This is a genomic window from Bacteroidota bacterium (assembly GCA_013360915.1).
GTDB lineage: Bacteria > Bacteroidota > JABWAT01 > JABWAT01 > JABWAT01 > JABWAT01.
On sequence record JABWAT010000023.1, the window covers coordinates 24,247 to 36,252 of the forward strand.

Genomic DNA, 12,006 nt, shown 5'->3' on the forward strand with positions numbered 1-12,006 from the left:
GTAAATTTATCTTTATAATAAATGGTACCATTACTTAGTCAGGGATACATGATGCTCAGACCTGTTTTGTCCTCCTTAGCTGGCCTGGTCGTCCTGATTTCATGCAGTCAGCCACCAGCCGATCCGCCCTTTACCACCTATTCGGTCAGGGATTTCCTTTCCACGGTGAATTACCGGGGAGGGTCCTTTTCATCAGACAGCAAGCGGATACTTGTCAGTCATGATTCGACCGGGGTGTTCGATCTGTATGCCATCACCATCGGGTCCCGGTCGGTTACGCCATTGCTTGCCCCCGATTCCATTTCCCGGTACGGGGTCTGCTGGTTTCCGGGTGATGACCGCTTCCTGTTCACTGCCGATCACAACGGAGATGAAAATTATCAGTTGTTTGTGGCACAGTCGGGTGGCGCTGCCAGAAACCTGACTCCGGAATCGGGACAGACCGCCCGTTTTCTGTCCTGGGCCGGTGATGAGAAATCCTTTTTTCTGGTCACCAATGCGCGTGACAAGCGTTACTTCGATGTCATCGAACAGGAAATCACTCCGGACTATCCGAAAAAACCCCTGTTTATAAACACCTCCGGTGTGGAACCGGCCGTTGTGTCTCCCGATCGCCGGTTTGTGGCGGTCATGAAGGCCGATGCACGGGATGACATTAAGATGATGGTCTGGGATACCCGTGAATCGAAGATGAGACCGTTGCTCTCTGAAGGCGGCAAAAAAGTGTGCATTCCGCAGGCATTCAGTAACGATGGACGGTTTCTCTACTATCTCACCGATGAAAACCATGAATTTCTCTATCTGGCCCGGCTCGATCTGGAAACCAATGAGGTGCGGGTTCTGGTAAAAACCAACTGGGATGTGGAGTATGCATCGCTGAGTCACAGTGGCAGATACCTGGCGGTTGCCTTTAATAAAGATGCCATCAGTCAGCTGAGTGTCTTCGAGACCGACACCATGCTCGAAACCGAATTGCCAAAAATGACCAATTCGGAAATTACCAGCGTGGAATTTAACAAAACGGAAGACCGGGTGGCCTTTTATGCCTCGGGCAGCCGCACGCCAAATGACCTGTTTGTGACCGACATGAAGGGATCGGTCCCGGTTCAGCTTTCTCGATCTCTCAGCCGTTCCATTCATCCGTCTCATCTGGTCGAAAGTGAAACCGTCCGGTTTGCCTCGTATGACAGCCTGGAAATTCCCGGATTGCTGTACAAACCGGTTCTGGCGTCACCGGAATCACCCGTTCCGGCCATTGTACTCGTTCACGGCGGTCCGGGCGGGCAAAGTCGTGTGGGTTACTCCGGACTGATTCAGTTTCTGGTTAACCAGGGCTACGCAGTTTATGCCATCAATCACCGGGGAAGCGGCGGGTACGGAAAAACCTTTTATGCGCTGGATAATGGAAAACACGGAAAAGGCGATCTGGAAGATTGTGTGTACAGCAAGCATCTGCTGGCCCGGACGGGTTGGATTGATACCAGCCGGGTGGCCATCATGGGGGGCAGTTACGGAGGCTACCTGACACTGGCTGCTCTGGCCTTCAGACCTACCTCTTTCAGTGCGGGGGTTAACCTCTTCGGGGTTTCCAACTGGGTAAGAACCCTTCAGAACATTCCGCCGTATTGGGAATCATACCGCAAGGCGCTGGAATCGGAATTCGGCACCTTTTCGGATGAGGCGTACCTGCGTTCCATTTCGCCTCTGTTTCATGCGCACGCCATTGTTCGTCCGCTGATGGTGATTCAGGGAGCCAATGATCAGCGGGTGCTGCGGATTGAGTCGGATGAAATTGTGGAAGCGGTGCGGAAGCGCGATGTGCCGGTTGAATATCTCATTTTCGATGACGAAGGACATGGCATCATCCGCAAGGAAAACCGGATTGTGGCTTACGAGGGAATACTGGCCTTTCTGAACCGGCACGTCCGGGGAGACCGGCCCCGCTGAGAGTCAGAACCGGGGCTTGATGTCGATATCAACCAGTTTCTTGTTCTGATCCGAGTCATCTGCCAGTTGTCTGAACCGGTCCAGTGAATCGCGGATCGCCGAGATGGTCTGATCTGCTTTTGGCTGAATACGTTGTGAGCCGGTGGATTCCAACGCCTTCAACACGTTCCCGATGGTGATTTGCTGAATGTCATAGGTGGGAATAAAACTGCGTTCGGTTTTCTCACTGTGCTGCAATTCGTGAATCAGACCAGCCTCCATCAGATCCGACACCGATTTTCTGATGAGTCGAAGCGGCAATCCCAGATCGATCGAAAGCCGGCGGGTGGAAGGTGGATTCAGGCCGGCCTCGAACGCCTTCACAACCCGGTGCATCACCACCACGGTGATAAATTGCTGATGACGAGGACTGATTCCGGAAATATCGGTTTCACTCTCAAAATTTTCTACATTCTGATTGGCGTAAGCGATCTCGGCCCCGATCAGAACTATCAGCCAGGAAATCTGCAGCCAGATGATAAAAAGAGGCAGGGCGGCAAAGCTTCCGTAGATGGCATTATACCGCGAAACCCCAATCTGGAAGTACAGATACCCCCACTGAATGGCAGTAAAGGCCACGCCGGCAATGATGCCTGCAGTCAGGGCCGATTTAAACTGGACCTTGGTGTTTGGCATCACCACATACAACATGGTGAACAGGATTCCGATCAGCAGAAATGGCAGAATCTGAATAATCAGGGTGACCACAGGAGAAATGGCTCCCGAAAGCGGTGCTTCTTCGGCGACGGTGCTCAGGAACGCACTGACGTACACCGTCAGACTCGAGGCGAGGATGAACAGAAGGGGTGCAATGATCATCATGGTCAGATAATCGCTGAACCGGCGCAGCCAGGTACGGCTTTGTTTCACATCGTAAATGGCATTGAAGGATTCCTCGATGCTGCTGAAAATGGTCAGCACAGTGACGAGAAGAACCCCGAAACCAATCCCGGCAATCAGTTCTCCCTTGGTGGAATCGAGCAGGTTGTGAGAAAACGTGATGATCTGTTCAACAACCGCTTCCTGGCCGGTAAAATTGGAACGCAGAACCTCTTCGAGAACCGTTTCGAATCCGAACCCTTTGGCAATTCCGAATGCCATGGCGGCCAGAGGAACCACCGAGAGCAGGGTGTACATGGTCAAAGAAGAAGCGCGCAATGAGAGGTTGTCTTCTGAAAAACCGCGGACGGCGAGAATGATGATCCTGATCTGGCGGATGACAAACTGGGTGCCTCCGCTGAGATTCTGGAGCGGCATTCGCCACAAATCGTGTTTCAGGAAGTGGGAAAGGCGGCGGTAAAGTTGAGGAATGTCCATGTCGGATGTGGTTATTTCGGAACAATTTCCTCAAATTCCGGTGTAAAGTAAAACTGGGATCCAGATGATTATTAAAAGCCGGGCATTGGTTATCCGTACGGTGGATTACTCCGAGTCGTCACGGATTGCCACACTGCTGACCGAGCAGTCGGGAAAACTGGCGGTGATGGCCAAGGGCGCAAGAAACCCGAAATCGGCTTACGGGCATCTGATCCAGCCCATGAATGAACTGGAAGTGGTGCTGTACTTCAAACCTGGTCGTGATGTGCAGACTCTCAGTCAGGCCGGATTGATAACAGCCAGAAGGCAGCTGATGGCCGACTATGACCGCATGATGGACGGATTCCGGGTGCTGGAGTGGGTCAACCGGTTTCCGGTGACAGCCGAGGATGCTTCTGTGATGTATCAGCTGGTCAGCCGGGTTCTCGATCTGCTCGATGCCGGTGCCACCCCCAATCCGCTCTGGATGGCAAAATTTCTGGTGCGTCTGGGTCAGATTGGCGGCTATGAGCCCAATGTATATGAATGTACCTCATGCGGAAAGCGCCTGTCTGAATTCAGAACCGACCAGACCGGACGGTTCCGTTTATCGGGTGGTGATGTCTGGTGTCCCGACTGTCAGGGGAACCATGATTCAGGATTCAGCGTCAGTATGGCAACAGTGGCACAGATGGCAGCCTGGCTGTACCCGGGCAGTGTGCCTGCAGCCACGGGGGGAGTGACCATCCGGGATGAGCTGGAGCATCTGATGGAAAAGCACCTGATGTATCATTTGGATTTATAACGGAGATAACAATGAAAATCAATTGGAACAATGTGGGTCTGGTCGGACTGGGGATGGTCATCAGTGCCGTCCTTTTTATGCGGATGGATTGGATTCCTGTATCCTCTGCAACGGGTGGTGATAAAGAAATTGTACTTGGAAAGAAACAGGCCGATCCGGGTCAGTACGAGGCATTTCCCGATCCCAGTCCGCGGATCAGGGCCATTTCCCGCGATCTGTTGCCAACCGTGGTGACAGTGCAGGTGACCGGTAGTTCGCGCAGACAGGACTATCAGTTTCACAACGATGACTTCTTCCGCCGGTTTTTCCCCGATTTCCCCAATCGTGAACCCGACGGAGACAGCCGGACACCCCGGTTTTACGGATCGGGCAGCGGCGTGATTGTTACAGAAGATGGTTACATACTCACCAATAACCATGTGGTGGAAGATGCCACCGAAGACGGAATCAAAGTGGTTCTTTATGACAAACGGGAATTTAAAGGCCGTCTGATCGGCCGTGACCCGCAAACCGATCTGGCAGTGGTCAAGATTGACGGAACGGGATTGCCTGTGGCGCCCCTGGGCAACTCTGAAAAGGTGGAAGTCGGTGATTTCGTCATTGCCATCGGTACACCACTTTCACAAAACCTGAGCTCGACGGTAACAATGGGAATTGTATCTGCCATCGGCAGAAGCATCGGGATTATTGGGGACCGGTACGGAGTTGAAAACTTTATTCAGACCGATGCCGCCATCAATCCAGGCAACTCGGGCGGACCGCTGATCGGCATGAGCGGATCTGTCATTGGAATCAATTCGGCCATTGCTTCGAGTACCGGCGGGTACCAGGGCTATGGTTTTTCAATCCCGATCAATCTGGCCCGCAAGGTAGCCACCGATCTGATCAGGGATGGAAAGGTTCTGCGCGGGTTTGTGGGAATCAGCATGCGCGAAGTGGATGGCACTCTGGCCAAAGCGCTGAATCTGAAACCTGGCATGGGCGTGCTGGTTCAGGATCTTGTTTCGGGCGGCCCTGCGGAAAAGGCCGGAATCAAACAGGGTGATGTGATTCTCTCTGTGGATGGAACCGAGGTGTCATCCGGAGGCATGGTTCAGGCCCTCATTGCCTCGAAACGGCCGGGAGATAAGGTTAAAATGACCATCTGGCGAGAGAATAAGGAAAAAGATTTCAGTGTTGAACTGGTTGAACGGGCCAGCCTGGAAACGGTGGCGTCTGGTAAACCGGAAGGACCTGCAACCGAGTCGGAAGCTGCTGTGGCCAAGGCCACTGTTCCGAAACTGGGGATCGAAGTGCGTCCTCTGACCCGTCAGGAACAGAAAAAGTATCAGACCGAAACCGGTTTATTTATCAGCCGGCTGACGACCGAATCCGGCTTCAGCCAGTTGGCGGTGGGTCAGGTCATTGTGGAAGTGGACCGGAAGGAAGTCCGTACGGTGGATGAAATGACCAAAATTCTGAATGGAAAGTCATCGGGTGATGCTGTTCTGCTGAAGATCAAGACACCGGATGGACAGCCACAGTACATGGGCGCGAACGTGTTGTAAAAGCAATCCGGTCTGGCGGGAATCGGAAAAACGCTGAATCCGGACCCGCTGAACACAGTGGTTCTTTAAAACCGGCCGGTTTGCAATTCTTTTAAAAAGGGTGGTCTCCTTGTTCGGGGGCCACCCTTTTTTATTTGATCCACCCTTTTCTTACAGCAAGCTCCTCACCAATCGAGCGGACTTTTGACGAGGCGGTTTGAAGCCTGAATCACATGCGTGTAAATCATGGTGGTTCGTACATCGACATGTCCCATCAGTTCCTGGACTGTTCGGATATCGTAGCCCATTTCGAGCAGATGGGTGGCGTAGGAATGCCGGGAGGTATGGGAGGAAGCCCGTTTGGTTATGCCGGATTGCCGGATGGCATCGGCGAGGCGTCTCTGAAACGTCGAGGCAAGCAGGTGATGACGGTAGGTTTTCCCGGAAACCGGATCTTCACTGACTCTGGACATGGGGAATAAAAATTGCCATTTGAAGTCACGGTTTCCCGATTGATACTTCCGGGCATAGGCCTCGGGGAGCCAGACGGCACCCAATCCCAGTTGCAAATCGGCCTGGTGCATGAGCCGGACTCGTTCGATTTGTTCACGAAGCGGTGCTTGCAGTGAGTCGGGAAGCGGAACGCGCCGGTCCTTTGATCCCTTGGCATTAAAGACAATGATGCTTCGATTGTCGAAATCGAGGTGCATGATTCTGAGTTGGAGTGCTTCGAGCAGGCGCAGTCCGCACCCATACAGTAACCGGGTAATAAGAGAGTCATCTCCATCGAGGAATGCGATAATGCGTTTCACTTCTTCGCGAGAGAGGACAGTTGGGGCCCGGGGAGGTTTTTTGACGAAATGAATTCCATCGATCGGGCCGATCTCTCGTTTGATGACATGCCGGTAGAGGAAGATGAGGGCAGCCAGTGCCTGGTTTTGGGTGGAGGCGGCGACCTGTTGTTGGTCGGCAAGCCAGTTCAGGTATGTGCGTATTTCGCTTGCCCCCATCTGGTCGGGGTGTTGATTCTTATGGAACCGGATGAAATGGAGGATCCATTTCAGATAGGCCTGCTCGGTCCTGAGAGAGAGGTGCTGGACTCTGATGGTTTGCCGGACGGAGAGCAGAAAGGGAGATTTCACGGGATCGCCTCCTTGATACTGCCAATATATGCAGTTAAGATTGCGAAATAAGAAGGCATTGTCAAGTACTTATAACAGTGGATTGAATGATAAGTACCAGGGAATTAACCTTATTCTAATGTATATATGTTATAATTCTCTTATCTTGCAATACGCCCCAATCTCGGGGGTCTAATTAGATAGTTAGGCCATTTTGCATCAGACATTAAGAATTTTCGGAGAGTAAATTATGAAAGCGTTTTTAATAGTATTATTTGCATTGAGTATTTCCTTTTGCAGCGATGACAATGATGAATCAAATGGTACCAATAATTTTACTGGTATTACCTACACTAATGAAATCGGTGAAATGGTTGGAAATATTGATAGCACTGACTGGAAACTATTTGTTGTTCATCGACCAGGTATATCTGTACCTCCAAATGCACCAAATATTTCACAACCACATCCTGCTTACCCAAATCCAACAACGTCTGTAGTCTCATGTCCTATTGACATTGGTGAAAATTCGATACTAACAATGGTCGTCAAAAACAACCAGGGTAAAATCCTTCAGAATTTATATAACCATCAACAGTTTGGGGTCGGATTCTATGATGTTCAAGTCGATTTAGTCTCTTATGAGAATGGGGTCTACCGTATTGAATATGAACTTGTCGTGGGTTCTAAAGTTTATAAAAGTTTCGGTGATGTTGAGGTAAGAAAAATGGAAAAGTAGGGCCTAACTATCGTTTCATGGCGACAACGCCTTGCTGATGTTTCAGCAAGCCTGTTGTCATTGCAGCCTGATGGCTGGCAGGTGGTTCGGTTTGGAAGAGCATTGGTTTCAAGGTAGAGTATAGAGAGGCGTTGCGCCTTAAACTTGTTGTTAGGTACATTAATTGAAAGGAATCTCTAGTTGAAAACAATAGTCATCTTATTTTTATCAATATTTACGCTTATTGGTTGTTCAGATGAAAATAACCAGGAGGAAATAACTAATGACAACTTGTTAAAGAATCGTCTAGTTGAGTTGTTGGGCACCGGTAAATCACCTACTATAGAATACAGATCAAATAATACATATAAACAAACATTTTTTCATTCTGAAAGTAATGATTCCAATAGTAACAAATTATGGATGATTGTTGAAGGTAAGTATTCAATAAATAATGCAGAATTAAAAATTGAGAATGGTACCGTTGTTTATATCGATTCCCTTGTTTCATATTTTGGTTGGCAAATCATTTTTACCCATGAAATAGAATTAAAATTAAGTGGTAATCAGTTATTAATGACACCTGTTAAAGTATTCACATCTGAAACAGGATCAAAAACTGAATTGTGGGGGCGATGGTCGCATACAAGCTGGACAATTAGTTATCGCAATCAAATAATTATCTATGAAGGAAGACAGACGGAAACATATACATTCAATAAAGATTCCTCCCAAATATATTTTTCCTTTGACTATTCAGAAAAAAATATCTTTGATCCATATTCTGGAAAAAGTGATTTCATATATAATCCTCCATTACTTTCAATTGATGCCACAACTGAGAATATTCAAAACGTAACTTTCAAAAATGGGAAAATGTATTGGTATTACGATCTCAAGCCGAATATACTAGGTAAAGATTATCAATTAAATAATTCAGAAGTTTTACAACCATTTTCTTTAAAAACGTGGGAGAACTAATATTATTCTAAACATATAATATACCTAACTATCGTTTCATGGCGACAACGCCTTGCTGAGGTTTCAACAAGCCTGTTTTCGTTGCAGCCTAATGGCTGGTCGGTGGTTCAGTTTGGAAGAGCATTGGTTTCAAGGTAGAGTATCGAGCGGCGTTGCGCCATAAACTTGTTGTTATATTTTATTGGTGATGGAATATTATGAGGTTCCTGGTAATTGTTTCTGCTCTGTTTCTAACTCTTTCTTGCAGTGATTCTGAAGTGGATGTTGAATACCCAAATGGTATTACAAAACCTGAATCAGTTTCAAAGAGCGGTGGGTGTGGAAATTTGGAGGTCTATCAATATATAAATGAAACATCTGCAATCGTAGTAAATATAAACGCTAACTCCGTGCAATTAACTAAAAAACTCACCGAATTTAACTTGACAGGTGGCGATGAAAATATTTCCATTAGCTATCTTATAGCTGGAAATAGTACTGACAGCATTTATTTTAATTTTTGCAATGATATAGCCTACCCAAATATGGGTAAAAATAAAGTGTATAAGGCTCATGCAGGGAACGTATTCGTAACCGCTTCAAAGGACTTGAAAAAAGGAGAAGTCACAATGTACAAGGTTACAATTCGTATCACTGATGTTTACCTTAAAAATATGGAAACTAATGAAAGTATATTTTTTTCAGAAATAATTTATTGGGATGTATTTGTCGGATGGTTTCCTGGTTAATAATCGAAGGTTGATTTTGATTATTCCTTTTTGAATGAAGAGTCAATAAAATATAACTATCGTTTCATGGCGACAACGCCTTGCTGAGGTTTCAGCAAGCCTGTTGTCGTTGCAGCCTAACGGCTGGCAGGTGGTTCGGTTTGGAAGAGCTTTGGTTTCAAGGTAGAGTATAGAGAGGCGTTGCGCCATAAACTTGTTGTTATATTTATAGAACGAATACACGGAAAAAAAATAAAATTAAACTTATATGAAAGATTTATTTATATAATTTTCGAATAAAATAGAAGTAAATCATGGAAAAGAAAAAACTATACTTTTTATATGACACAATTATAAGTTATGAAGAAGGTCATAAAAGTGGTGGGGCTAGAGGGATTAAAATATTACAAGATAAAGTTACTTTTATAGCCTTTGATGATTATGATAATGCTTTACAATTCAAGGAAAAAATAAAATTTGATGGGATTATTATTGAGGCAGAAAAATATGGAACACTTGAGTATCCAGTTTTATACGTAAAAGATAAAACATATATTTTACTTTTTAATAAAGAATCGCTTGAACTATATGAAAAAAAAGAATTTGATAAATTAAAGGATTATGTATTTGAATATAAGAGTACTAATCCATAAAATCTAACAATCACTTTCACGCCGACGACTATGCGTAGCGATTGGCGGAGTTAGTTGTGAGGTTACAAAAGTTCGTTTTCAAACTGTCGTGAGTGAAGTTGCGTCGTAAATTGGTGGTTAGAATTGAATCAAATGGAACCTTTAGAATATAGCAAACAGTTCAGTTTAGAAACATTCACACTTCTCTTTGCTAAAGTATTATTTATTGAATTACTAGTATTAGCATTATTAATAATTCTATTTATTCTTTTATTTAGAAAAAGTATATATGTGTTTAGGACAATATTGGAATTTATAGGACTACTATTCCTAATTGATATTATTCATACTGGTATTTCACTTCAAATAGCTAGCAATTATAAATATCAGTATTGCAATTCACATGAACACAATTATCCGTCTATTTATAAAATAGCAACTATATATGAGGATGTTGGGAGAATTGACACATTCCATACAAATTATCTTAATATCTATGGACTGGGACCTAAGGTAGGGGACAAATTGTTGGAGGATATTAATTTTCTTGATTAATTTTGCAACACCTACCAAATTGATGTCTGTGTAAAAAAGACACCGCTGAGGACACAACAAACATACTATTTTAAGCAAAAATATTATCCTATTCTTATAAGACTTCCGGATAGTGTTCTAGCAGTGGCCTTGTACAAAAATAAGCGCCTTTTTTTGACTTTTTACACAAAGTATAAGTATTCCAAAGAAGACTATTCTAAATCTATTATTTGGCTAAGAAAGTGGGCAAAGATAAGAGAAATAGATGATGTTGAATTGATCGTGGATAATCGTTCTCCTGCGCCTGTGGTAAATAATCACATTGATGCAAAATATAATTTAAGAAACACATTACTGGATTTAACGGTAAGCGCAATAGGTCGTCTTGGAGAAAAGTGATTCCAATATAACTATCGTTTCACGCGGACGCTGCCATCAGTGCCTTCGGCAGGTCCGGTCGGGAAGGTAGTTTTGTGCTCAAGGGTTTGGGGTTAGTGGTTTCTGGAAAGTTCGGTCGCAGGCAGCGCCGCTTAAACTAAGCGTTAGAAATGAAAATAATGGAACAATCGGGGTTTGTTACTGAAATATTTGCACAACTATTTTGGAAGAGTTCATTCTTTGAAGTTCTTGCGTTTTTATTATTATTGTCAATTGGAGCATTTTTATTTTTCAAGAAGAAAAGAAAGTTTGTGGTATTTATTGCTGTTACTTTAATTATTTTATCATTAGATATAATTCATACCGGGATATCTGTCTGGAAAGCAAGTATAATTCTACTAGATAGAAATGATTCAAATATTTCATTTTATCCTTCAATTTATCGTGATAAAATTATTCGGGAGGAGAATTATAGTATAGATACAGTTTATTCATATTATCTAAATCTTTACGGTATTGGCCCCAAAGAAAGTATGTCTTTTATTCGTAATGTAAGCTTCATTAATAAATTTACTAGCACATACTTAATTTCCTTTCGTGTTGAGAAGACCCCCGTCCGTTTGAGACAATATTATTATATAAAGCAAAAACAATATCCGTATTATTTGAGATATACTGATACTGATTTGGTAATGGCTACTTTTAAAGATAGGCGTTTAGAATTCAAGATTTATACAAATAATTTGTATTCACAAGAGGTTTATCTTCAAGCAATCTCTCATTTAAAAAGTTGGGTGAACAACGCGGATATTTTGGATATTTCAATTGTAATGGAAAAATATTCTGCTGCACCAGTTGTTAATGCTCAAGTCGGAGTACTTTTAAATGATGATAACGCTTTGCGTGATTTAACTGTAAACACATTGGTTCGTCTTGGAGAAAAGTGATTCATTTCTAACTATCGTTTCACGCGGACGCTGCCATCTGTGCCTTCGGCTGGTCCGGTTGGGAAGGTAGGTTGGTATGTGAGGGTTTAAAGTTAGTGGTTTCGGGAAAACGCGGTTGCAGGCAGCGCCGCTTAAACTAAGTGTTAGGAAATTAAAGTGTCAGTACCAGACTATCAGTCTTTAATGTTGCCACTGCTCCAACTCTTGGGTGATGGTAAAGAGTATAAGTTCCGCGAACTTTGTGATTCTCTTGCTGTTAAGCTCGGTATAAGTGAATCTGAAAGGAAGGAAATGCTTCCAAGTGGTGCTCAGACCATCTTCGATAACAGGACTGCCTGGGCTAAAACTTACATGAAGAAGGCAGGACTTTTAGAC

General features: G+C 44.7%; 12 protein-coding genes. 10 read left to right on the forward strand and 2 right to left on the reverse strand.

What is annotated here, in order from left to right; translation table 11 throughout:
- Window positions 1–21 precede the first annotated feature (21 nt).
- The gene (locus tag HUU10_14505; protein NUQ82813.1) at window positions 22–1,947 is read left to right on the forward strand and encodes a S9 family peptidase; all 1,926 of its coding nucleotides are present in this window, start codon (window positions 22–24) and stop codon (window positions 1,945–1,947) included.
- Between the two features lie 3 nt (window positions 1,948–1,950).
- On the opposite strand, the gene HUU10_14510 is transcribed toward HUU10_14505, so the two are convergent.
- Window positions 1,951–3,243, reverse strand: coding sequence for a YihY/virulence factor BrkB family protein (locus tag HUU10_14510; GenBank protein ID NUQ82814.1), 1,293 nt, complete (start codon window positions 3,241–3,243; stop codon window positions 1,951–1,953).
- Window positions 3,244–3,367: 124 nt separating this feature from the next.
- Between HUU10_14510 and recO the strand changes: the two genes are divergently transcribed.
- Both recO and HUU10_14520 read left to right on the forward strand, forming a co-directional pair.
- Window positions 3,368–4,087: a DNA repair protein RecO gene (recO, locus tag HUU10_14515; GenBank protein ID NUQ82815.1), complete on the forward strand. Its 720-nt coding sequence runs from the start codon at window positions 3,368–3,370 to the stop codon at window positions 4,085–4,087.
- 11 nt (window positions 4,088–4,098) lie between these two features.
- A complete protein-coding gene (locus HUU10_14520) occupies window positions 4,099–5,634 on the forward strand; it encodes a Do family serine endopeptidase (GenBank protein NUQ82816.1) in 1,536 nt (511 codons plus the stop codon).
- Between the two features lie 164 nt (window positions 5,635–5,798).
- Here the strand turns inward: HUU10_14520 and HUU10_14525 are convergent, their stop codons facing one another.
- Window positions 5,799–6,740: an integron integrase gene (locus tag HUU10_14525; GenBank protein NUQ82817.1), complete on the reverse strand. Its 942-nt coding sequence runs from the start codon at window positions 6,738–6,740 to the stop codon at window positions 5,799–5,801.
- A gap of 244 nt (window positions 6,741–6,984) precedes the next feature.
- Between HUU10_14525 and HUU10_14530 the strand changes: the two genes are divergently transcribed.
- From HUU10_14530 to HUU10_14560, 7 genes are all read left to right on the forward strand, one after another.
- Window positions 6,985–7,473 (forward strand): hypothetical protein, encoded by a 489-nt coding sequence (locus HUU10_14530; protein ID NUQ82818.1) that lies wholly within the window; start codon window positions 6,985–6,987, stop codon window positions 7,471–7,473.
- 180 nt (window positions 7,474–7,653) lie between these two features.
- Complete coding sequence (locus tag HUU10_14535) at window positions 7,654–8,433, forward strand: hypothetical protein (protein NUQ82819.1); 780 nt, start codon at window positions 7,654–7,656, stop codon at window positions 8,431–8,433.
- Window positions 8,434–8,630: 197 nt separating this feature from the next.
- Complete coding sequence (locus tag HUU10_14540; protein NUQ82820.1) at window positions 8,631–9,161, forward strand: hypothetical protein; 531 nt, start codon at window positions 8,631–8,633, stop codon at window positions 9,159–9,161.
- 293 nt (window positions 9,162–9,454) lie between these two features.
- Window positions 9,455–9,793 (forward strand): hypothetical protein, encoded by a 339-nt coding sequence (locus tag HUU10_14545; GenBank protein NUQ82821.1) that lies wholly within the window; start codon window positions 9,455–9,457, stop codon window positions 9,791–9,793.
- A 657-nt stretch (window positions 9,794–10,450) separates the two neighbouring features.
- Entirely contained in the window at window positions 10,451–10,705 is a 255-nt protein-coding gene (locus HUU10_14550; GenBank protein ID NUQ82822.1) for a hypothetical protein, read from the forward strand.
- A 149-nt stretch (window positions 10,706–10,854) separates the two neighbouring features.
- Entirely contained in the window at window positions 10,855–11,631 is a 777-nt protein-coding gene (locus tag HUU10_14555; GenBank protein ID NUQ82823.1) for a hypothetical protein, read from the forward strand.
- Between the two features lie 156 nt (window positions 11,632–11,787).
- Window positions 11,788–12,006, forward strand: a 219-nt coding sequence (locus tag HUU10_14560) for a restriction endonuclease (protein NUQ82824.1), incomplete at its 3' end; no start/stop codon positions are given.